The sequence below is a fragment of the Mumia quercus genome (genome assembly GCF_025506335.1).
In the GTDB taxonomy this organism is placed as follows: Bacteria; Actinomycetota; Actinomycetes; order Propionibacteriales; family Nocardioidaceae; genus Mumia; species Mumia quercus.
The window spans coordinates 359,306-381,414 of record NZ_JANZYO010000001.1 but is presented as its reverse complement, the minus strand read 5'-3'; the positions used below and the strand labels follow the sequence as shown (position 1 = coordinate 381,414).

At 70.9% G+C, this 22,109-nt stretch carries 21 protein-coding genes; 9 read left to right on the top strand and 12 right to left on the bottom strand.

Annotation, left to right across the window (positions count from 1 at the left end; genetic code table 11):
* Positions 1-3: 3 nt before the first annotated feature.
* Together NYZ95_RS01800 and mshA are read right to left on the bottom strand one after the other, a co-directional pair.
* A complete protein-coding gene (locus tag NYZ95_RS01800) occupies positions 4-522 on the bottom strand; it encodes a type III secretion system chaperone family protein (protein ID WP_372500444.1) in 519 nt (172 codons plus the stop codon).
* A 12-nt stretch (positions 523-534) separates the two neighbouring features.
* Positions 535-1,803: a D-inositol-3-phosphate glycosyltransferase gene (mshA, locus tag NYZ95_RS01795; protein WP_262848685.1), complete on the bottom strand. Its 1,269-nt coding sequence runs from the start codon at positions 1,801-1,803 to the stop codon at positions 535-537.
* 88 nt (positions 1,804-1,891) lie between these two features.
* Between mshA and NYZ95_RS01790 the strand changes: the two genes are divergently transcribed.
* Positions 1,892-2,650 (top strand): SDR family NAD(P)-dependent oxidoreductase, encoded by a 759-nt coding sequence (locus NYZ95_RS01790; protein ID WP_262848106.1) that lies wholly within the window; start codon positions 1,892-1,894, stop codon positions 2,648-2,650.
* Here NYZ95_RS01790 and NYZ95_RS01785 read toward each other — a convergent pair.
* A complete protein-coding gene (locus NYZ95_RS01785; protein WP_262848104.1) occupies positions 2,604-3,215 on the bottom strand; it encodes a TetR/AcrR family transcriptional regulator in 612 nt (203 codons plus the stop codon). The genes NYZ95_RS01790 and NYZ95_RS01785 overlap by 47 nt on opposite strands.
* 65 nt (positions 3,216-3,280) lie before the next feature.
* Here NYZ95_RS01785 and NYZ95_RS01780 point away from each other — a divergent pair, with 65 nt between their 5' ends.
* Entirely contained in the window at positions 3,281-4,423 is a 1,143-nt protein-coding gene (locus NYZ95_RS01780) for an acyl-CoA dehydrogenase family protein (RefSeq protein ID WP_262848102.1), read from the top strand.
* A 7-nt stretch (positions 4,424-4,430) separates the two neighbouring features.
* Positions 4,431-5,189: an SDR family NAD(P)-dependent oxidoreductase gene (locus tag NYZ95_RS01775; protein WP_262848100.1), complete on the top strand. Its 759-nt coding sequence runs from the start codon at positions 4,431-4,433 to the stop codon at positions 5,187-5,189.
* Here NYZ95_RS01775 and NYZ95_RS01770 read toward each other — a convergent pair.
* On the bottom strand, positions 5,152-6,735 hold the full coding sequence (locus NYZ95_RS01770) for a DHA2 family efflux MFS transporter permease subunit (RefSeq protein WP_262848098.1): 1,584 nt from the start codon (positions 6,733-6,735) through the stop codon (positions 5,152-5,154). The genes NYZ95_RS01775 and NYZ95_RS01770 overlap by 38 nt on opposite strands.
* Positions 6,736-6,966: 231 nt before the next feature.
* Between NYZ95_RS01770 and typA the strand changes: the two genes are divergently transcribed.
* Entirely contained in the window at positions 6,967-8,841 is a 1,875-nt protein-coding gene (gene typA / locus NYZ95_RS01765) for a translational GTPase TypA (protein ID WP_262848096.1), read from the top strand.
* A 52-nt stretch (positions 8,842-8,893) separates the two neighbouring features.
* Here the strand turns inward: typA and NYZ95_RS01760 are convergent, their stop codons facing one another.
* The 7 genes from NYZ95_RS01760 to NYZ95_RS01730 form a co-directional block, all read right to left on the bottom strand.
* Entirely contained in the window at positions 8,894-9,238 is a 345-nt protein-coding gene (locus NYZ95_RS01760; RefSeq protein ID WP_262848094.1) for a DUF2200 domain-containing protein, read from the bottom strand.
* Between the two features lie 17 nt (positions 9,239-9,255).
* Positions 9,256-10,191, bottom strand: a complete 936-nt coding sequence (locus tag NYZ95_RS01755; RefSeq protein WP_262848092.1) for a hypothetical protein — start codon at positions 10,189-10,191, stop codon at positions 9,256-9,258.
* A 302-nt stretch (positions 10,192-10,493) separates the two neighbouring features.
* A complete protein-coding gene (locus NYZ95_RS01750) occupies positions 10,494-11,123 on the bottom strand; it encodes an alpha-ketoglutarate-dependent dioxygenase AlkB (protein ID WP_262848090.1) in 630 nt (209 codons plus the stop codon).
* A gap of 40 nt (positions 11,124-11,163) precedes the next feature.
* A complete protein-coding gene (locus NYZ95_RS01745; RefSeq protein ID WP_262848088.1) occupies positions 11,164-11,517 on the bottom strand; it encodes a DUF2568 domain-containing protein in 354 nt (117 codons plus the stop codon).
* Positions 11,514-11,801 (bottom strand): DUF2516 family protein, encoded by a 288-nt coding sequence (locus NYZ95_RS01740; protein ID WP_262848086.1) that lies wholly within the window; start codon positions 11,799-11,801, stop codon positions 11,514-11,516. The genes NYZ95_RS01745 and NYZ95_RS01740 overlap by 4 nt, the downstream gene beginning before the upstream one ends.
* An 80-nt stretch (positions 11,802-11,881) precedes the next feature.
* The gene (locus tag NYZ95_RS01735) at positions 11,882-12,610 is read right to left on the bottom strand and encodes a hypothetical protein (RefSeq protein WP_262848084.1); all 729 of its coding nucleotides are present in this window, start codon (positions 12,608-12,610) and stop codon (positions 11,882-11,884) included.
* Positions 12,607-12,999, bottom strand: a complete 393-nt coding sequence (locus tag NYZ95_RS01730) for a helix-turn-helix domain-containing protein (protein WP_262848082.1) — start codon at positions 12,997-12,999, stop codon at positions 12,607-12,609. The genes NYZ95_RS01735 and NYZ95_RS01730 overlap by 4 nt, the downstream gene beginning before the upstream one ends.
* A gap of 110 nt (positions 13,000-13,109) precedes the next feature.
* Between NYZ95_RS01730 and cysC the strand changes: the two genes are divergently transcribed.
* Genes cysC through NYZ95_RS01705 form a run of 5 tightly spaced genes read left to right on the top strand, consistent with a single transcriptional unit; the run spans position 13,110 to position 18,153 of the window.
* A complete protein-coding gene (gene cysC / locus NYZ95_RS01725; protein ID WP_262848080.1) occupies positions 13,110-14,267 on the top strand; it encodes an adenylyl-sulfate kinase in 1,158 nt (385 codons plus the stop codon).
* Entirely contained in the window at positions 14,264-15,220 is a 957-nt protein-coding gene (locus tag NYZ95_RS01720) for a sulfite exporter TauE/SafE family protein (RefSeq protein ID WP_262848078.1), read from the top strand. Before cysC ends, NYZ95_RS01720 begins: the two co-directional genes overlap by 4 nt.
* Entirely contained in the window at positions 15,220-15,900 is a 681-nt protein-coding gene (locus NYZ95_RS01715) for a lysoplasmalogenase (protein WP_262848076.1), read from the top strand. Before NYZ95_RS01720 ends, NYZ95_RS01715 begins: the two co-directional genes overlap by 1 nt.
* A 49-nt stretch (positions 15,901-15,949) precedes the next feature.
* Positions 15,950-16,861, top strand: coding sequence for a sulfate adenylyltransferase subunit CysD (gene cysD, locus NYZ95_RS01710; RefSeq protein ID WP_262848074.1), 912 nt, complete (start codon positions 15,950-15,952; stop codon positions 16,859-16,861).
* Complete coding sequence (locus tag NYZ95_RS01705) at positions 16,861-18,153, top strand: sulfate adenylyltransferase subunit 1 (RefSeq protein WP_262848072.1); 1,293 nt, start codon at positions 16,861-16,863, stop codon at positions 18,151-18,153. Before cysD ends, NYZ95_RS01705 begins: the two co-directional genes overlap by 1 nt.
* A 68-nt stretch (positions 18,154-18,221) precedes the next feature.
* Here NYZ95_RS01705 and NYZ95_RS01700 read toward each other — a convergent pair whose 3' ends face one another.
* Positions 18,222-21,995 carry a glycosyl hydrolase gene (locus NYZ95_RS01700; RefSeq protein ID WP_262848070.1) on the bottom strand — a complete coding sequence of 1,258 codons (3,774 nt, stop codon included), beginning with the start codon at positions 21,993-21,995 and terminating at the stop codon, positions 18,222-18,224.
* Positions 21,996-22,109 lie beyond the last annotated feature (114 nt).

Genomic DNA, 22,109 nt, shown 5'->3' with positions numbered 1-22,109 from the left:
CGGTCAGTCCCCCGCCGGCTCCTTGTCGAGCAGGTGGCGAAACGCCTCGAGATTGCGCGTCGACTCGCCGCGCGAGAGGCGCCACTCCCACTCCTTGCGGATCGAGGAGGCGAACCCGAGCTCCAGGATCGTGTTGAACGACTCGTCGGCGTACGTCAGCACCGACCCGAGGATCCGGTCGATCTCGTCCTCGGTGATCGCGTGCAGCGGCAAGCGGCCGTCCAGGTAGATGTCTCCGGCGCTGTCCACGGCGAACGCCACGGCGTACATCCGCAGGTTGCGCTCGAGCAGCCAGCGGTAGACCGCCTGGTGGTTCTCGTCGGGCCGGCGCGCCACGAACGCGTGGATGCCGAGGGAGTGGTCGCCGACCTCGAGCCGGCAGGTGGTCTGCAGCTTGCGGACGCCGGGGAGCGTGACCTCGAAGACGCCCGGCCGGAACTCCACGTGCTCGAGCTCGGCTGCTGCCAGCGCGCTGCGGATCGCCGCGGCAGCCGCCCAGGGTGCGTCCCTCGTGTCCTCCACCACGTCCCCTTCCTAGTGCCCGACCGCGGTCGCCAGCGCGCGCCGCTCGGCGACGGCGTCGGCGTACACGGCGAGCGTACGCTCGGCCGTCGCGTCCCACCCGAACCGCGAGGCGTGACGCAGCGCGGCACGCGACATCGACGCGTGCAGCCCTGGCTCGTCGAGCACGCGCGCGAACGCCGCCGCATAGTCGTCGGGGTCGTGGCCGTCGACGAGCAGACCGGTACGGCCGTCGCGGACCGCCGTGACGAGACCGCCGACCTTCGCAGCGACGATCGGCGTGCCGCACGCCTGCGCCTCGACCGCGACCAGCCCGAACGACTCGTTGTACGAGGGCACGCACACCAGCGAGGCGGCGGCGTACCAGAGCGCGAGGCGGTCTTGAGCCACCGGCGGCACGAAGCGGGTGCGGTCGGCGATCCCGAGGCGGTGAGCGAGGTCGACGAGGGCGGTCGGGTGCTCCCGCCCGCTGCCGGAGGGGCCTCCGACGACCACGACCGTCGTTCGGTCGCGACGCCCGGACCGCATCAGACGCGCAGCCGCCTCGAGGACCACGTCGGGTGCTTTCAGCGGCTGGATGCGGCCGGCGAAGAGGATGACGTCGCCGTCGTGCGGCAGGCCGAGCGCGGCGCGAGCCGTCGTGCGGTCGAGAGGCCGGAAGCGCTCGAGGTCGACGCCGGGGTGCACGACCTCGACACGCGCCGGGTCGGCCCCGTACAGGTTCACCATCTGCGACGCCTCGTCGGCCGTGTTGGCGATCAGCCGGTCGGCCGTGTCGACCAGCTCCTGCTCCCCCGCCACACGGCCCGCCGGCTCGCGACGGTCGCCGGCGGCCAGGCTGGCGTTCTTGACCTTGGCCATCGTGTGCATCGAGTGGACGAGGGGCACGCCCCACCGGTCGCGGGCGACCACGCCGACCTGGCCGGAGAGCCAGTAGTGGCTGTGGATCAGGTCGAACCAGCCGACCGGGTGCGTCGCCTCCGCACGGAGCACGTCGCGGACGAACGTGCACATCTGAGCGGGGAGGTCCTCCTTGTCGAGGCCCTCGAACGGGCCCGCCGCCACGTGCCGGACGCGTACGCCAGGCAACGCCTCGACGACGGGAGGCTGCTCGGAGGAGGTGGCGCGGGTGAAGATCTCGACCTCGACCGACCGCGCGGCGAGGCGGCGGGCCAGCTCGAGCACGTAGACGTTCATGCCCCCGGCATCACCGTCACCCGGCTGCGCGAGGGGCGACGTGTGCGCCGAGAGCATCGCGACGCGGCGCACCTCGGCGGACATCCTCACGCCTCCATCCTAGGCAGGCGTCCGGGGCCCGACGGCGTGACCGTCCGCACGCCCGCGCAGGCGTCGTGGCAGCATCAGCAGCATGCCGGACACCCCAGAGACCTCCCGCCGTACCGCCGTCGTCACGGGCGCCAGCAGCGGCATCGGTGCCGCGACCGCCCGCCGGCTGGCCGCCGACGGGTTCCGCGTCGTGTGCGCGGCCCGCCGGGCCGACCGGATCGAGGCGCTGGCCGCGGAGATCGACGGGGTCGCCGTCGTGTGCGACGTGACCGACCAGGCCTCCGTCGACGCGCTCGCGGCCGCGGTCGGGCCGGAGCTCGCCGTCCTCGTCAACAACGCGGGCGGCGCCGTCGGCCAGGAGCCGATCGAGCGGACGGACCCCGAGGCGTGGCGGGAGATGTACGACTCCAACGTCCTCGGCACGCTGCGCGTCACGAAGGCGCTGCTCCCCGCGCTGCGGGCGAGCGGGGCGGGCACGGTCCTCAACGTCGGCTCGATCGCCGGCCACCTCACGTACGAGGGCGGCGCCGGCTACACGGCCGCCAAGCACGGGGTCGCGATGATCACCGAGACGCTGCGGCTCGAGCTCAACGGCGAGCCCGTCCGGGTCACCGAGATCGCCCCGGGGATGGTGCACACGGAGGAGTTCTCGCTCGTCCGCTTCGGCGGCGACAAGGAGAAGGCCGAGGCCGTCTACGCCGGGGTCGCCGAGCCCTTGACCGCCGACGACGTCGCCGACGCGATCGCCTGGATGGTCACCCGGCCCCAGCACGTCAACATCGACCTCATGGTGATCAAGCCGATCGCCCAGGCCGCTCCGTGGAAGGTCGCGCGCGGCTGACCCGTACGCCCGCGTCCCCGCCGACGCCGCCGACGAGCAGGCTCGCGAGCTGGTGGTAGGCCGCGGCGTCGTCGAGTCCGGTCTGCGCCTCGAGCTCCCCGCTCTGGATCGACAGCATGACCTGGGCGGCGACGACACCCGCGAACGCGGGGTCGACCTCGCTCCCCTGCGCCCCGAGGTCCTCGACGAGCTGACGCACCCGGCGCGCCGCCCACTCGGTGTTGCGCCGGTAGACCTCGCGAGCAGGCGCGAAGGCGTCGAGGTCGGCGAAGAACGCCGGCGAGGCCGGGGCCAGCTCGCGCGAGATCGCCTCCAGGTACGCCCGTAGCCGTGCGACCGGGTCGGACTGCTCCGCGAGGCTCGCCTCCACCCGCTCGGTCGCGGCGCGGAAGAAGTCGCGGACCGCCGCCGCGATGATCTGCTCCTTGCTCGGCGCGATCCCGTACAGGGTGCTGCGGGAGCAGCGCAGCCGGGCGGCCAGGTCGCCGATGGCGAACGAGAGGAACCCCTCGTCGAGGTAGAGCGAGATCAGCTCGTCCATGAGCGCGTCGCGGCGGGCCGGCATACGGGGACAGTACCAGGATGGGCTCTGGAGTACTCTGCTCATGACACGTCTACGAGAGGGGTGCCATGCCCGTCGAGCGCCTGATGCCGACCGAGGAGTCAGCCGACCTGATCGCGCTGACCCGCGACATCGTCGACCGTGAGCTGCGGCCCCGCGTCGACGAGGCGGAGAGGTCCGCGACGTTCCCCCGGGAGGTCTTCCGCACCCTCGGGAGGGCCGGCCTGCTGGGGCTCCCCTATCCCGAGTCCTTCGGCGGCGGCGGCCAGCCGTACGAGGTCTACCTCCAGGTCGTCGAGGAGATCGCGTCGGCCTGGGCGTCGGTCGGCGTCGGCACCAGCGTCCACGCGCTCTCGTGCTTCGGCCTGTTCACCGCCGGGACCGCCGAGCAGAAGCACGAGTGGCTGCCCGACATGCTCGGCGGCGAGCTGCTCGGCGCCTACTGCCTGTCCGAGGCGCACGCCGGCTCCGACCCGGCGGCGATGCGCACCCGCGCGGTCCGCCACGGCGACGAGTACGTCATCGACGGCGCGAAGGCGTGGACGACCCACGGAGGCCAAGCCGACTTCTACAAGGTGATGGCACGGACCTCCGACGACGGCGGCCGCGGCATCTCGTGCTTCCTCGTCCCCGCGGACACGCCCGGCCTCGTCGCCGACAACCCCGAGGACAAGATGGGCCTGATGGGCTCGACGACGGCGACGATGCTGTTCGACGGGGTGCGCGTGCCGGTCGAGCGACGGCTCGGCGAGGAGGGCCAGGGCCTGTCGATCGCGCTCGCGGGGCTCGACTCCGGTCGCCTCGGGATCGCCGCGGTCGCCACCGGCGTCGCGCAGGGGGCCCTCGACGTCGCGGTGCGGTACGCCAAGGAGCGCGAGACCTTCGGCAAGGCGATCATCGACCACCAGGGGCTCGCCTTCGTGCTCGCCGACATGGCGGCAGCGGTCGAGTCGGCCCGCGCGACGTATCTCGCCGCCGCACGGCTCAAGGACGCCGGCCGCCCGTTCGGCCGCCAGGCGTCGATCGCCAAGCTCGTGGCGACCGACAACGCCATGAAGGTGACCACCGACGCCGTCCAGGTGCTCGGCGGCGCCGGCTACACCAAGGACTTCCCCGTCGAGCGCTACATGCGCGAGGTGAAGGTCATGCAGATCTTCGAGGGGACCAACCAGATCCAGCGGCTCGTCATCAGCCGCGACCTCGCCCGATAGGAGCACCATGGACCTCGCCAACACCGCCGCGATCGTCACCGGAGGGGCCTCCGGCCTCGGAGCCGCGACCGCCGCGGCCCTGGCCGCACGCGGCGCCAGCGTGTACGCGCTCGACCTCGCGCCCTCGATCGAGAAGGCCGACACCGTCGACGGCGTGACGTACGTGGAGACCGACGTGACGGACGGCGCCTCCGTCCGCAACGCGGTCACGGCGGCGGCTTCGGGCGGCGCCCCGCTGCGTACGGTGGTCAGCTGCGCCGGCATCGGGCCCTCGTCGCGCATCCTCTCCAAGCGCGGCCCCCACGACCTCGACCTGTTCGCCAAGGTCGTCCAGGTCAACCTCGTCGGCTCCTTCAACGTGATGACCGTCGCCGCCGAGGCGATCGCCCAGACCCAGGCCGACGCGGACGGGCAGCGCGGCGTCATCGTCAACACCGCGTCCATCGCCGCGTACGACGGCCAGGTCGGGCAGGCGGCGTACTCGGCGTCCAAGGGCGGCATCGTCGGCCTCACGCTCCCGGCGGCGCGCGATCTCGCTCAGTACGGCATCCGGGTGTGCACCATCGCTCCGGGCATCGTCGACACCCCGATGCTCGCCACGGTCTCCGAGGAGTTCCGTGCCGGGCTCGCCGCGGGCATCCCGTTCCCGCAGCGGCTCGCCCGGCCGTCGGAGTTCGCCGACCTCGTGACGATGATCGTCGACCACGACTACCTCAACGGCGAGGTCATCAGGATGGACGGCGCGCTTCGGATGGCTCCTCGCTGACCTCCGCCTCCGTCGGGCCCGCGGCGACCACCGCTGCGGGCCGGCGGCGGGGCAGCATCGCGACCGGGATCAGCGCCACCACGAGGAGCGCCCACGCGACCCAGAACGTGCTGGCGAACGCGTCGCCGGCGTCGGCCAGCAGCGCGTCGACCGCCCGCTGGCCACCGAGCTGCGGCACGATCTCGGGGTTGTCCCACGAGCCGACCACGGCGTACCAGATCCGCTGGGGCGGCAGCCAGTTCGTCAGCAGCACCGACATCACCGCGACGCCGACCGAGCTGCCGATCTGCTGGTTGATGTTGATGAGCGTCGTGCCGCGCGCGACCTCCTGGTGGCTCAGCGTCTTCAGGGCCGCGGTGAACATCGGCATCATCGTGGCGCCCATCCCCAGGCCCATCACGAAGAGCGCGAGCACGATCTTCCAGTAGTCCGTCTCGGACGTGATCTGGGTCAGCGGGAACATCCCGACGAGGATCCCGAGGAACCCGAACGGCACGATCCGTCCGACCGGGATCCGGTCCACCAACCGCCCGGCGATCGGCATCGTGAGCATGGCTCCGACACCCTGCGGGGCGACGAGCAGCCCGGCGCTCAGCGTCGACTCGCCGCGGACCTGCTGGAAGTAGGTCGGGACGAGCAGCAGGCTCCCGAAGAACGCCGCGACGAAGAGGAACATCACGATCACCGAGAGCGTGAGGTTGCGGTTGCGGAACAGCCGGAGGTCCAGCAGCGGGTGCGCCGGGCGGAACGAGTGCCAGACGAACGCGAGCATCAGCAGCGCACCGACCAGCATCGAGACCCACACCCGCGGATCGGCGACCGTGCCCTTCTCAGGGATCGACGAGACACCGAAGAGGAACAGCGCGAGACCCGGCGACAACAGGAGCATCCCGAGGAAGTCGAACGACTCCGAGGGCTCGGGCCGGTCTCCCGGCAGGGCCAGCCACGCGTACACGATGGTCGCGAGCCCGATCGGGAGGTTGATCAGGAAGATCCAGTGCCAGCTGGCGTTCTCGATCAGCCAGCCACCGATGATGGGGCCGAGGATCGGTCCGAGCAGCATCGGGATGCCGAGGACGGCCATCAGCCGGCCCATCCGGTTCGGCCCGGCGGCGCGGGTCATGATCGTCATGCCGAGAGGCATGATCATGCCGCCGCCGAGGCCCTGCAGGACCCGGAACGCGATCAGCTGGTTGATCTCCTGCGCGGCCGCGCACAGGACGGAGCCGGCGGTGAACAGCGTGATCGCGACGATGAAGAGGCGTTTGGTGCCGAACCGGTCGGCCGCCCAGCCGGTCAACGGGATCACCGTGGCCAGCGCGAGCGTGTAGGCCGTGACCGTCCAGGCCACGTGGGAGTACGCCAGCGGGTCGCGAGCCGACCCGAACTCCTCCTGGAACGTCGGGAGCGCGACGTTCACGACCGTGATGTCGAGGATCGACATGATCACGCCGAGGATGACCACTCCCGCGATCTTCAGGACCGCTGCGTCGATGTTCTCCGGGTACTCCGGCTGCTGCTGCGCCGTGTGCTGCGTGTCGGCCATGTGCGACGTCGCCTTTCCGTGACGGAGTCGGCACCCCCTGGTGTCGTCGGTTCCACAGTGCGCCTCCGGCGGGGGCAATGTCATCGGATTTTGCGCTGGGCGGACAGAGGAGATTCCGGTCACAACGCCCTTGCGGACCGCCGTACCTGGGGCGGGTCGCTAGGATGGACGACGCTCTGCGCCGTGCGTACCGTCCGGCGCCTTCTCCCACGCAAGGACCGCCGCACGCGCATGCCCACTCGTTCCGACCTCCGCAACGTCGCAATCGTCGCGCACGTCGACCACGGCAAGACCACCCTCGTCGACGCCATGCTGCAGCAGCAGGGCACGTTCGACGAGCACCACCAGCTCGCCGAGCGCGTGATGGACTCCGGCGACCTCGAGCGCGAGAAGGGCATCACGATCCTCGCGAAGAACACCGCGGTCTCGTACGCCGGCCCCGGCGCCCCTGACGGCGGCGTCACCATCAACATCATCGACACCCCCGGCCACGCCGACTTCGGTGGCGAGGTCGAGCGCGGGCTCTCCATGGTCGACGGCGTCGTGCTGCTCGTCGACGCCTCCGAGGGTCCCCTGCCGCAGACGCGGTTCGTGCTCCGCAAGGCGCTCCACGCGAAGATGCCGGTCGTCCTCGTCGTCAACAAGGTCGACCGTCCCGACGCCCGCATCAGCGAGGTCGTCGAGGAGACGTACGAGCTCTTCATGGACCTGCTCGACGACTCGACCGACGCCACGGGGTTGGACTTCCCTGTCGTGTACGCCTCCGCGAAGGCCGGACGCGCGTCGCTGGAGCAGCCTGCCGACGGCGGCCTCCCGGACAGCGAGGACCTGGTCCCGCTGTTCCAGACGATCCTCGACACGGTGCCCGCACCGACCTACACCGAGGACGCGCCGCTCCAGGCCCACGTCACCAACCTCGACGCCTCGCCGTTCCTCGGCCGCCTCGCGCTGATCCGGGTCCACGAGGGCACGCTGCGCAAGGGCGCCCAGGTCGCGTGGTGCAAGCGCGACGGCTCGGTCGAGCGCGTCAAGATCACCGAGCTGCTCCGCACGGTGGAGCTCGAGCGGGTCCCCGCGGAGGAGGCGAACCCGGGCGACATCGTCGCGGTCGCCGGCATCCCGGAGATCATGATCGGCGAGACGCTCGCCGACCCCGAGAACCCGCAGCCGCTCCCCCTCATCCAGGTCGACGAGCCCGCGATCTCGATGACGATCGGCACCAACACCTCGCCGCTGGCCGGGCGCGAGAAGGGCACGAAGGTCACCGCCCGTCTCGTCAAGGACCGTCTCGAGCGCGAGCTGATCGGCAACGTGTCGATCAAGGTGCTGCCGACCGAGCGTCCCGACGCGTGGGAGGTCCAGGGCCGTGGCGAGCTCGCGCTCGCGATTCTCGTCGAGCAGATGCGCCGCGAGGGCTACGAGCTGACCGTCGGCAAGCCCGAGGTCGTCACGCGTCTCGTCGACGGCAAGGTCCACGAGCCGGTCGAGCGCCTGACGATCGACTGCCCCGAGGAGTACCTCGGCACCGTCACGCAGCTGCTCGCGGTCCGCAAGGGCCGCATGGAGCAGATGACGAACCACGGCACCGGCTGGGTCCGCATGGAGTTCCTGGTCCCGGCGCGCGGCCTGATCGGCTTCCGTACGGAGTTCCTCACCGACACCCGCGGCACCGGCATCGCGCACCACGTGTTCGAGGGGTACGAGCCGTGGCTGGGCGAGATCTCGACCCGCCCGACCGGCTCGCTCGTCGCCGACCGCGCGGGCGCCGCGTCGTCGTACGCGATGACGAGCCTCCAGGAGCGCGGCGTGATGTTCGTGGAGCCGACGACCGAGGTGTACGAGGGCATGATCGTCGGCGAGAACAGCCGCGACGACGACATGGACGTCAACATCACCAAGGAGAAGAAGCAGACGAACGTCCGCTCCTCCACGGCCGACAACTTCGAGAAGCTGATCCCGCCGAAGAAGCTCTCGCTCGAGCAGAGCCTGGAGTTCTGCCGCGAGGACGAGTGCGTCGAGGTGACGCCGACGGCCGTCCGGATCCGCAAGGTGATCCTGGACGCCGGCGAGCGCGCCCGGTCGAAGCGCCGCGGCCCGAAGGGCTGACGCCCTCACGCGTTGGTCGCTGAGTGGTCACCCGCGCGCGGCGGGTGACCACTCACGCACCGACGCGTGCACAGGGATCGGCTTTGCCCTTGGCGAGCTCGTCGACGAGCTTGTCGAGGTAGCGGATCTTCTGCATCAAGGGATCCTCGACGTCTTCCACGCGGACCCCGCACACCACGCCCTTGATCAGCTTGGCCTTGGGGTTGAGGCGGGCTGCGGCAAAGAAGTCCTCGAACGTGGTCCCCGCCTCGAGGTGCTTCTCGAGCGCCGCCTCGTCGAACCCGGTGAGCCACTCGATCACCCGGTCGAGCTCCGCCTTCGTATGGCCCTTGCGCTCGAGCTTCGCGATGTACAGCGGGTAGACCGACGCCACGGTGGCGGTGAAGATCCGGCTCATGGGCCGAGCGTACGCCGCTACGGACGGCGGGAGCGGATCTTCTGGAACAGCGCGCGATAGTCGCGCCCGAACACCGGCGGCGGGCCGTCGTACCCGAGACCGACGAGGTCGGCGTACACCTCGTCCGCGAGCGTCCGCGGGTGCGCCAGCCTCTCCTGCGTGACCTGCAGGTAGGTGACGCCGCGGCGCCGGAATCGGCCGTACCGTCCGATGTCGCCGTTGAACTGGGCAGTGTCGAACGCGTGCTGGCGTCCCTCGTACTCGACGACGTAGAGCCACGCGCGGTAGAGCAGGTCGACGCAGCCGAGCCAGCGCCCGTCCACGACCAGGTCCACGTTCACCTCCGGGAGCGGCAGCCCGACCACGCACAGGATCACGCGCACCTCGCTCTCCTTGGGCGAGCGCGAGCGCGCGTCGAGCAGGGGGAGGACCGTCTGGCACTGCGGCACGCCCGGCCGCCACGGCTGGTCGGCCAGCAGTTGCCCGATCTCCTCGAGGGAGGCGTGCTCGTGGTGCAGGAGCCAGTCCCCGAGCTTGACCAGGTCGATCAGCCGCATCACCTCGCAGCACTGCACGAAGGCCGCCGCCGGGGTCACTCCGTGCGCGTCGGTGGGCGGCATCAGGAGCGTGCGGTGGAGTCGGATGTCGTTGCTGACGATCTTCTGGTCGCGGTCGATCACGAAGTGGTACGGCGTCGCGGGGGCGTCCTCGTACCCCAGGAGCCGTAGTCGAGTGGTGTGGCTCGGCAGGGCTCCCTCGGGGAGACTGAGCTGCGCCGCGCGGACCCGGTCGTGCTCGGACATCACGTACGAGCGCGCTGCCCAGACCCTGGGGAACAGCCGGATGAACCGGCTCCCGGCGAGCATCGTCGGGGTGACCCCGAGTGCGTACGCCTGCGCTGACGTGAACGGCCCGCGCCGCAGCTCGTACGGGATGGGGCGCGGCGCGGGCATGCCGCCATCCCATCCGATCGCGCTCGTCCACGGCAGGGGCGTCGTACGACCTGTGGACCAGACCACGCTGTGGACGCGTTGGTGCCTCCGTGGTCACGCCCGCCGCCACGGTGACCACCGACCGACCAACGCGCCGTCAGACGCCGGTGAGCCAGGACGCGTTGGTGCCTCCGTGGTCACGCCCGCCGCCGCGGTGACCACAGACCGACCAACGCGCCGTCAGTCGCCGGTGAGCCAGGACGCGTTGGTGCCTCCGTGGTCACGCCCGCCGCCGCGGTGACCACAGACCGACCAACGCGCCGTCAGAGGACGCCGCGGGGGCGGAACTGGACGCTGATACGGGGCCCGACAGGCTTGGCGGTCTTCGGGATCGCGTGCTCCCACGTGCGCTGGCAGCTGCCGCCCATCACCAGGAGGTCGCCGGAGCCGAGCGCGAACGACAGTGACTCGCCGCCGCCGCGAGGACGCAGCGCGAGGCGGCGGGGAGATCCGAGGGACAAGATCGCGACCATCGTGTCCTGCGTACGGCTGCGGCCGATCCGGTCACCGTGCCAGGCGACGGAGTCGCGCCCGTCGCGATAGAGGCACAGGCCCGCCGTGGAGAACCGCTCCCCCAGCTCGCCCTCGTAGTGGTCACCAAGGTCCTCGCGCGCGCGTTCGAGCAGCGGGTGGGGCCAGATCGAGCGCTCGCCGAACCATGCGAGGAGCCGCGGCACCGCGACGACACGCTCGTACATCTCGCGCTCGTCGGCACGCCACGCGACGTTGTCGTGGAGATGGGCGAACAGGTCGTCCGCGCCGTCGACCCAGCGCGGCCGCAGGTCGACCCACGCCCCGCGCGGCAGCTCGTGGCGTTCGAGGCCGGCCGCAACCGGCCCGAGGGTCGGCTCGTCGGCGGAGTCGAAGAGTGAGGCTTGGAACTGCACGGGCATACGACCAGAGTACGCCCATGATCGAACATGTGTTCGAGGATCAGTCCCGGCGCCATCCCGTGAGGGCTCCGGCGACGAAGACGAGGACCAGCGCCCAGAGCGGATAGCCGGCGAGCGCGCCGACCACCCCGACGACGACGTAGAACGCCCTCTTGACCCAGAGGCGCTGCGGGAGCGCGACGCGGTGCGGAGAGTTCGGAGCCAGCCAGCGCCCCCAGAACCAGACGGCGACGGCCACGAGGGCAACAGCCAGGACCAGACCGCGCCACCACCCGTCACCGAGCGCCCAGCCGGCGAGCGCCAGCAGGACCAGCGCCGCGAGCTCGCACGCGAATGCGAGGACGTCGAGGGGCCCGATCCGCTGCGCGTCGGGCCCTTGCGGGGCCTGGCTCAACGCCCGCCGACCTGCTGGAGCGCGGGACGCGCGTCGGCGAGGTAGACGAGCGCGGCGACGATGCCGGCGAGGTTGAGCAGGCTGATCGGCTGCCAGATCAAGAGGTTGGCGACGAGGGAGAGCCCGAGCACGATCAGCCAGAACGGCTTCGTCTGCTTGTCGGCCGCCACGAACGCCTGCGGCGAGCGCGAGACGGCGTCGATGGCGGCGAACGCCTTGACGGCGATCATCACGAGCGTGATGAGCAGCTCGACGAGATTCTGGACGGCGAAGAGATCGAACACCGTCCGAGCCTATCCCGAGCGGCCCGCGACGCGGCAGCCTTCGACCCGCCCGTGACGGGTCGAAGGCTGCCGGTACGGCGTCAGCTCGCGTCGGCCGGAGGAGTGGCCTTCTTGGCAGCCGTGGCCTTCTTGGCGGGCGTCGCCTTCTTCGCCGCCGGCGCCTTCTTGGCGGGAGCCGGAGCCTTCTTGGCCGTGGCAGGCGCGGCCTTCTTGGCGGGAGCCGGAGCCTTCTTGGCCGGCGTGGCCTTCTTGGCCGGCGCCTTCTTCGCGGCCGCCGCCTTCTTGGCGACCGGAGCGTCGCCGGCCGGTGCCGACTGGGCCTTGGCAGCGGAGGTGGTCGCCGTCTTCTTGGCGGTCTTCTTGGTCGCCGTCGACGCCTTCGTGGGCGCGGTCGCCGACGCCGTCGTGGGGGCGGTCGGCTTCGCCTTCGGAGCCGGCTTCTTGGCCAGCGGCGACCCGGCAGCCACGTCGGCGGCTGCCTTGCGCGCCACGGCGGCGAGCATGACGACGAGCTCCTTGACGTCCTCGGCGATGTCGTCGAGCTTGTCCTCGATCTTGTCCTCGAGGCCGTCGAAGACCTCCTCGACGTCGACGTCCTTGAGGCGCTTCACGACGTCGGCGTACAGCGCGCCCGCCTGCCCGGGGAGCGCCTTGGCGTCGGACTCGACCTTCTTCTGGAGCTCGTCGAGGTCGATCTCGGCGAGCTGCGAGACCAGCGAGGCCGCCGTGGCCTGCGCCTGTCCGACGAACGCGGCGGCCTGGCCGGGGAGGCCCTTGACGGTGTTGGTGATGCTGTCCTGGATGCTCATGTGAGAGTGTCCTCTTCTGGGTTGTCGGTGACGTCGGCCGCGCCGACGAACGAGCGGTAGATCTCGAGAAGCGCGCGGCGCTGACCCTCGTCCAGTCGCGGGTCGACCGCGATCGCTGCCTCGACCCCGCCGCCTTCGCCGGAGTCGTCGGGATCGAGGAGGCCGGCCTGGACGTAGACGGACTCGGCCGAGATCCGCAGGGCCTTCGCGATCTGCTGCAGCACCTCGGCGGAGGGCTTGCGCAAGCCGCGCTCGATCTGGCTCAGGTAAGGGTTGGAGACGCCCGTCAGGTCGGCGAGCTGACGCAGCGAGAGCTGAGCCTGCTTGCGCTGGTCCCGGAGGTATCCCCCCAGGTCGCCCACGGTCTTTCCGACGCTGATCCTTGCCACACCTCCATTCTGCTTGCAAGAGCAAGCAAATGCAAGCTCAGAGCATGCGGTCGGTCTCCGTTCCCGGCACACGACCTTCGTTCTCGATCGCGCGTGAAACAATCCCGTCCGTGAGCGATGCCCAGTGGACCCCCGACGCACGCGAGCTCGCCGATCTCGAGCTGGTGCTCCTCGGGGCCTGGCCCCAGGGCCGCCGCCTCGAGGTCTTCGTGCCCGGTGACGTCTCCGACCCCGTCGAGCTGCTCGATCCCGAAGGCCTCCCGCTCGCGGAGTACGAGCCCGCCTCGGGGGCGGTACGCCCGCTGGACGCCCCCACGTACGGGGCGTTCCGGCGCCTGCACCAGCCACCGGCCGAGGTCCGCTCCGCCCACCCCGGCGCGCTCGCCGTCCTCGTCGAGGCGCCCCTCACCACCGACGACGTCGCCGCGGTCCTCGACGCCGAGGCCCGTACGGGACGCCGCGCCGTCCTTCTGGTCCGCTCCGGCCCCGACCCCCGTCGTACGGTCACGGTGCCCGCGCTCGTCCGAGCGACGGCGGCAGCACTGCCCGACCACCCCGTCGTGGCCGTGGCGCTCGCCCGACGCGCCGACCCCGAGGACGACCGCACGTTCACCGACGCGGTCGTCGCCGCGTACGCCGACGAGCGCCTCACCCTCCCGCGGACGGGCGACCTTCCCGAGGCCGTCGCGGAGATCGTCGCCGCCGACCAGCCGCCGCTCGACGAGCGCGGTCTCGTCGTCTTCTTCACCGGCCTGTCCGGCTCGGGGAAGTCGACGATCGCCCGCGCCCTGTACGACCGGGTGCTGGAGGAGGGCCGGCGGACCGTCACCAGCCTCGACGGCGACGTCGTCCGTCACCACCTCAGCAAGGGCCTCGGGTTCTCCAAGGAGGACCGCGAGACCAACATCGCGCGCATCGGCTGGGTCGCCGCCGAGATCGCCCGGCACCGCGGTCTCGCGATCTGCTCGCCGATCGCCCCCTTCGACTCGACCCGCAAGCTGGTCCGCAGCATGGTCGAGGAGGCGGGCGGCTCCTTCGCCCTCGTCCACGTCGCCACCCCGCTCGAGGAGTGCGAGCGGCGTGACCGCAAGGGCCTGTACGCCAAGGCGCGGGCCGGCCTGATCCCGGAGTTCACGGGGATCTCCTCCCCGTACGAGGCGCCCGACGACGCCCTGGTCGCGGTCGACACCACCGACCGTACGGTCGACGACGTGCTGGACGAGGTCCTCGACGCCCTCGTCGACGCGGGGCTCTGGAGGCGCCCGTGAACGAGCTCCTCACCTACTCCGCGCTGTCGATCCTCGTCGTCAGCTTCGGCGTCGGGATCGTCGTGGGACTCACCGGCATGGGCGGTGGCGCCCTGATGACCCCCGCCCTGATCTTCCTCGGGGTCAACCCGACGGCCGCCGTCGCCAACGACCTCGTCGCGGCCTCGGTGAACAAGTCCGTGGGCGCAGCCGTCCACGCCCGCGAGGGCTCACCGAACTGGCGGCTGGCAGGCTGGTTGATGTTGGGCTCGGTCCCGACCGCGGCGGCGGGGGCGTTCATCATCGACGCGATCGGCGCGGAGGAGGACCAGACCTCGTTCGTGAAGGTGGCGATCGGCGTCGCGCTGCTGCTCACCGCGGCGACCTACACCCTCCGGTCGTACCTCAACGTCCGTGCGGCGCGGTTGGGCCGCCCGACCTCGACCGACGACCCGACGATCAAGCCGCTGGCGACCTTCGCGGTGGGTGCGGTCGGCGGCCTGCTGGTCGGCGTCACGTCCGTCGGCTCCGGCTCGCTGATCATGGTGTCGTTGCTCCTGCTCTATCCCACCCTGACGGCCGTACGGCTCGTCGGCACCGACCTCGTCCAGGCCGTGCCGCTCGTCCTGTCGGCGGCGATCACGCACGTGATCGTGACCGGGGTCGACTTCGGCGTGCTCATCCCGCTGGTCCTCGGCGGCATGCCGGGGACCTACCTGGGGGCTCGCATCGCCAACCGCGTCCCGCAGGGCATCGTGCGCCGCGGCATCGTGGTCGTCCTCAGCATCACCGGCCTCACGCTGCTCGGCGTCCCGCCGGTCGCCGTGGGCATCATCGCCGCCGGCCTGGTCATCCTCGGCCCGGTCGGGTGGGCGCTGTTGCGCGACCGGATCGGCGTCCCCGAGGGTGTCGACCTTTTCGCCGAGAAGCGTGATCTCGAACGTGCCCACCACCCGAACGAGGACCCCCGATGATGACCCGCTTCCTGAACGTCTTCGTCGCGCTGAGCGTCGTGCACGTCGCCCTGGTCGGACTCGACGCCGGCCCCGTCGAGTCGGTGACCAAGGCGCTCCTGGTCCCCGCGCTCGCCGTCTGGGTCGTCGCCGTCGGTGGCCCGCGACTCCTCGTCGCCGCGCTGTTCTTCTCGTGGATCGGGGACGTCGCGCTCGAGATCGACGGGTTGTTCCTGCTCGGGATGGCCGGCTTCGCGCTCGCCCACGTCTGCTTCGTGACCTGGTTCGTCCGCAACGGGGCGCTCGAAGGCCTGCGTCGGCGCTGGTGGGTCGTGCTGGTCGGCCTGGCGGCCTGGGGCGTGACGATCGCCTCGCTGTGGGGCCCGCTCGGCGAGGAGGAGCCCGGCCTGCGCGCACCGATCCTCGTCTACTCGCTCCTGCTCACCGCCACCGCCGTCACGGCCTTCGGTGTGAGCGTCGTCGCGGGCGTCGGCGGGGCGCTGTTCCTGCTCTCCGACACCCTCATCGCCCTCGACATCGCCGGGATGTCGCGTCCGGAGCCCGGTGGCGTGTGGGTGATGGTGACCTACCTCGTGGCCCAGCTCTTGCTCGCCGTGGGTATCGTCCATACGGACCGGGCTCGCAGCAGCATCCAGGATGCGACGGGCGATTCCCTCCCCACCGGCGGCTCGATACCATGACCTTTCGCTCGCTGTCGCACAAAACCCAGGAAGAACGGGAGAACCCCTGGTGACGCCCATGCACGACTACCGGCTCAGCCAGCTGGACCAGCTGGAAGCCGAGTCCATCCACATCTTCCGTGAGGTGGCGGCAGAGTTCGAGAAGCCGGTGCTGCTGTTCTCCGGCGGCAAGGACTCCATCGTGATGCTCCGGCTGGCCGAGAAGGCCTTCTACCCGGCGCGGATCCCCTTCCCGGTCATGCAGGTCGACACCGGGTTCGACTTCCCCGAGGTGCTCCAGACCCGTGACAACTGGGTGGAGCGGCTGGGCCTGCGCATGATCGTCGCGTCGGTCGACCAGGCGATCGCCGACGGCATCGTCGTCGACGACGGCAAGACCAGCCGCAACCGCCTCCAGATCGGCACCCTGCTGAACGCCATCGAGGAGAACGGCTTCACGGCGGCCTTCGGCGGCGGGCGCCGCGACGAGGAGAAGGCACGCGCCAAGGAGCGCGTCTACTCCCACCGCGACGACTTCGGCCAGTGGGACCCCAAGAACCAGCGCCCCGAGCTCTGGAGCCTCTACAACGGGCGCATCTCCGAGGGCGAGCACATGCGGATCTTCCCGCTGTCCAACTGGACCGAGCTCGACGTCTGGCACTACATCCACCGCGAGAAGATCGAGATCCCCTCGATCTACTTCGCCCACAAGCGCGAGGTCGTCGCGCGCGACGGCATGCTCCTGTCGGCCGGCGACCACCTGACCCTCAAGTCCGGCGAGTCGGCCGAGGAGCGCCTCGTGCGCTTCCGCACGGTCGGCGACATGACCCTCACCGGTTGCGTCGAGTCCGCGGCCGCCACCACCGGCGAGATCATCGACGAGATCGCCATCGCCCGCGTCACCGAGCGCGGCGCGACCCGAGGCGACGACAGGTTCAGCGAGGCGGCCATGGAAGACCGCAAGAAGGAGGGCTACTTCTGATGGCCGCCCCCGCGACCGAGACCGCCGAGACCCCGGCGTCGCCGCGCATGGACCTGCTGCGGTTCGCGACCGCCGGCTCCGTCGACGACGGCAAGTCCACCCTCATCGGCCGACTCCTGCTCGACTCGAAGGCGATCTTCGAGGACCAGCTCGAGGCCGTCGAGCGCACGTCTGCCGACAAGGGCTACGACTACACCGACCTCGCCCTCCTCACCGACGGGCTGCGGTCGGAGCGTGAGCAGGGCATCACGATCGATGTGGCCTACCGCTACTTCGCGACCCCGCGGCGCAAGTTCATCATCGCCGACACCCCTGGCCACGTGCAGTACACGCGCAACATGGTCACCGGCGCCTCCACGGCCGACCTCGGCCTCGTGCTCGTCGACGCCCGCACGGGGCTGACCGAGCAGAGCCGACGCCACGCCGTCATCCTGTCGCTGCTGCGGGTGCCGCACCTCGTCCTCGCGGTCAACAAGATGGACCTCGTCGACTACGACCAGTCCGTCTACGAGAAGATCCGCGACGAGTTCGACACGTTCGCCGCGAAGCTGACGATCCCGGACCTGACGATCATCCCGATCTCGGCCCTCCAGGGCGACAACGTCGTCGAGCGCAGCGCGAACATGCCGTGGTACCAAGGCACCTCGCTGCTGCACCACCTCGAGAACGTGCACGTCTCCTCCGACCGCGACCTGGTCGACGTCCGTTTCCCCGTCCAGTACGTCGTGCGCCCGAAGTCGGACGAGTTCCACGACTACCGCGGGTACGCGGGCCAGGTCGCCGGCGGCGTCCTGAAGCCCGGCGACAAGGTCCAGGTCCTGCCGAGCGGCTTCACCACGACGATCGAGGGCATCGACCTCTTCGACCAGTCGGTCACCGAGGCGTTCCCCCCGATGTCGGTGACGGTCCGTCTCGCCGACGACCTCGACGTCTCGCGCGGCGACATGATCTGCCGCCCGCAGAACGCGCCGACGCCCACGCAGGACATCGACGCGATGATCTGCTGGATGACCAATGAGCCGCTGCGTCCGCGCCAGAAGCTCGCGATCAAGCACACGACCCGCAACGCGCGTGCCCTGGTCAAGGACATCCAGTACCGCCTGGACATCAACACGCTGCACCGCGACCAGGAGACGGGCGAGCTCGGGCTGAACGAGATCGGCCGCGTCCGGCTGAGGACGACGGCGCCGCTCTTCGTCGACCCGTACGAGAAGAACCGCACGACGGGCTCGTTCATCCTCATCGACGAGGCCACCGGCATCACCGTCGGCGCCGGCATGATCAACGGCTGAGGCCAGCCACCTTCGACGACGAAGGCCCGACCCGGAGCGCTCCGGGTCGGGCCTTCGTCGTTCTGGCGCTAGGGCGCGTGCACCTTGAACTCGCTCATCTGCACGTTCGAGGGCGTCCCGTTGTCCCAGGCCTTCGTGATGCGGGCCCGGACGAAGCGCGTCTCGACGGCGCCGACCGCGGTCGTGGCACCCTCCTTCGGTGCCTCGACGACGGTGGCGACCGTACGCCAGGCGACGCCGTCGTCGGACACCTCGAGCGTGTAGTCCCGAGCCCCGTACAGGGACCGGCCGCCGACGGTGACCGATCCGACCGACGTCGGCAGGCCGAGGTCGACTCCGATGTGCCACGGGCGTTCAGCGGTCGGCCCCTGCCCCGCGGTGCGTCCGTACGAGACGGTGAAGGTCGCTTCGTCGTCGTCGAGGGCCAGGAACGCCGGGTAGCGGTCCTGGGTGGCGTCCACGACGAGGGCAGGGAACGGGGCGCCGCTCACGTTCGCCGCGAGGTTGCTCGTACGGTCGAGCGCCACCGCGGCGCTCCCATGGGCTCCGTTGTCACCGGTGACGGTGACCTGGAGGCTGCCGTCCTCGGTGGAGTCGGTCCGCCGGACGACGACCTCGACGACGCGGGACCCGCCTGCGGGGACCTTCACCGACCGGGCCGGCGCGGTGGCGTCGATCCCGGCCGACGGCTGCGCGGCGACCTCGGTGCGGACCGGACGCGAGGACCGGTTGGTCACCAGGAAGCGTGCGCGGTTGGAGGCGCCGTCGGCAAGCGGCACCGCGCGGTCCATGGCCTCGACAAGGAGGTACGGGTCCGTGCCCGACGTCGGCGTCAACCGGACCGGGCCGAACAGCCCGTAGTCCATCGGCGTCCGGCTCGACGCGCCCGTGCCCGGAGCGACTCGGACGGCGTTGAGGAGCGTCGACGCGACCGTCACGGTGATCGTGTTGTCACCCTCGCGGAGGTGCTTGCCGACCTCGACGTGCGCGAGGTCGGCCTGGTTGACCGGAGGCAGCGGTGTCCCGTTGACGGCGACGCGGACCGTGTCGATCGCGGAGCCGAGGTCGAGGGCGGCCGTCCGTACGCGTCGCCACTCTCGTCCCAGCCGGAACGTCGTGGTGTAGGTGCCGACGCCGGAGACGTCGCGCAGGTCGACCTCAGCCCCCTGATCGGTGGTGATGTCGCGCCAGGCGGGGAGCCTGCCGTCCTCGTCGGCACGGACGGTGACCGGGCCGACCGGGGTGTGAGCGGTGTCCCCGGGGAGCCCCGACGGTCCGGGCGTCCAGCTGTCGACCGACAGCTCCCACGTGGCGAGCGCGAGCGGGTCCGCGGCGCGCCCGGCCTTGGACGTCCCCTCGGGCTTGTCGCCGACCCCTCCACGGAAGGTCCTGTCGCGACGCTCGGTGAGCACGATCGCCGTCGCGTCGTGGGCGGCGAGGTCGACGTCGACCGTGACGGAACCGCCTCGCCGCTCGAAGTCGGTGATCGGCGTGATCGTGCCGGTCCAGGTGTCCAGGCGGTACGGGCGCCCGTCACCGACGAGCGTCACCGACTGGTGCGCACGTGCCCCCGTCTGGTTCCAGAGGTAGTAGTAGTCGCTGGACTTCCCCCGCGCGGTCTCGTGGCGTCGTACGGAGAGGATGTCGGAGGACGCCTCGCCGACCGGCGCCGCCGACGGCTCGACCCGCAGGCGTGCGAGCGCGGTCGGGACCTTGCGCTCGTCGTCGACGCGCACCACCGTACGTTCACGGACGAGGTCGGCGAGGACCCGCCGGAGCTCGGCGTCGGCGGTCCCATCGTGGTCGAAGCCGGGGACCTGGGTGGGCAGCTCGCCGACGACGACGATCGGCAGACCCTTGCGCGCGAGGGCGCGCAGCCTCTCGGCGGTGTCGACGGCCATCGTGTCTTGCTCGTCCAGGAGGACGGCCTGGTAGGCGGACGTGTCCGGGAACAGCGCGCCCTTCTCGAAGCGCGCGTCCTTGCTGCGCAGCTGCGCCGGGCTGAGGTACTCGTACGAGAACCCGGCCTTGGCCGTCGCCGATGAGCTCGGCAGGAGCTTGTCCGACCCGACGCCAGTCGTGCCGGCGCCGCTGAGCCCGAAGTCGTGCCGGTACACGGCGAGGTCGTAGCGTGGCGCGCCCTGGCGGAGGACGAGCTGCATGCGGGCCAGGTGGTCGTTCACCGCGCGGTAGTCCGACCAGCTGGGGTTGCCCTTGCTCCCGAAGGCCTCCGAGTACGAGGTGTTGCCGCCGTAGCTCATCCCGGGCCAGGTCGACTGCTGGCCGGCGCCTGCGGGCCCGCGGCTGAGGTAGGGGAACCCGTGCCAGACGACCTGGTTCACCCCACCGGCGAACCCGCGGTAGACGGCCTGCAGGTTGGAGCGCTCCGTCGCGTCGGCGACGGTCGAGCCCCAGACGTGCGTGGCGAACGCGCAGCACTCGTCGGAGACGACGGGTTTGCCTGCGAGGTGGGCTCCTGAGGCGACCACCTTGTAGTCCTCGACGTTGCTGTACGCGGTGAGGTTCATCCCGAAGGCGAGCGACTCGCCCTCCGGGACGTCGATGTGGCCAGCAGCCTCGGTGATGTCGATCGGGCCTCCGTACGGCTGGATGCGCGTCTGCATGTGGTGGCGGTTGGCCCACTCCCGCAGGACCTCGAGGCGGTTGTCGATGTAGAGGTCGCTCCAGGTCTGGCGGTAGTCGGTCCGTACGCGCGCGCCGGACCCGTCGGTGAAGTCGAAGGCGGGCCGGGACGTCATCCCCTGGTCGCCGGCGCCCGCGAGCGCCGGGAGCACCTCGACAGGCGAGTAACCGCGCCGCTTCGTCCACTCCGTGACGAAGTCGGACGTCCACTTCTGCGTGCTCCCGATCTCGAGCGAGTCCTCGTAGAAGTCCGAGCGCAGCTGCGACAGCAGCTCGCGGACGTCCGGGGTGAGGATGGCCTCGTCGTAGAAGTCGGTGGTGGCCTTCGCGCCCTCGACGCTCAGCGTGTCGAGCACGTAGTTGGTCCCCGTCGGGGTGTATCCGGAGAGCGACTGCCCGGTCGGCAGCTGGTAGAACGCGAGGAGCGCGTACGTGCTGTCGGCGTCGCCGTCGAAGGTGAGGTCGAGGCGGCCGGCGTCGTCGACCTTGTCGGTCACGTCGACGACGCTGTCGCGGTCGAGCAGACGCGGCTTGGCCGACTGGGTCGCGCACGCGCTGTCGGCGCATCGGGCGACGACGACGGCGATCAGCGACGTCTGCGCTCCGGTCGGGACGGTGACGTTGAGGTTGCGCGGGAGGTCCCCCGAGCGGCTCGTTCCTCCCTTGGCGAACTCGGTGGCGAACGCGATCTGCTGCGCGGCTGCCGGGTGGTTCACGTCGGCCACGGTCGGGGCGGTGGCAGGCCAGCGGGGGCTGATCGCGAGGTCGAGGCTCAGGTCGCGGTCGCGGGCGGCCTTCATCATCACCCGCGTCTTCTCGGCCCAGCGCGGCGTTCCCCAGCCGTACGTCTCCAGGAACGGGTTCTTGTTGTTCCCGCTGCCCTCGACCGAGAAGGCGGCCACCTCGGCGCCACCGGCGCCGGCGTCCTTCATCTGCTGGAGCTCGTTCTCGAGCTGGGCGTCGTCGGTGTAGGCGAGCGGGACCCACCAGCGGTACTTCGGGCGTACCGCCGTCGGTGGGTCGGTGAAGGTCTGGGCGGTCAGCCGCGGGGCGAGGTCGTCCTCGGTCCGGGCCGGTGCCGCGGCCGCGCTCTCGGTGAGGGGGCTCGCGGGGACGGTGAGGACCGCCGCGGTGAGCGCGGCGACGGCGGCGAGGACGGTGGGCAGGGTAGACCGTCGAGGGGTGTGACGGGGATGCAAGCGGGGCTCCTCGGTTCGCAGACGGCGACCGTGTCGGTGTGAAACGTTTCACAGTCACGGAGCGACGACGCTAGGAGCCCGGGAAAGTCAGTGTCAACGGAAATGACCTGATCC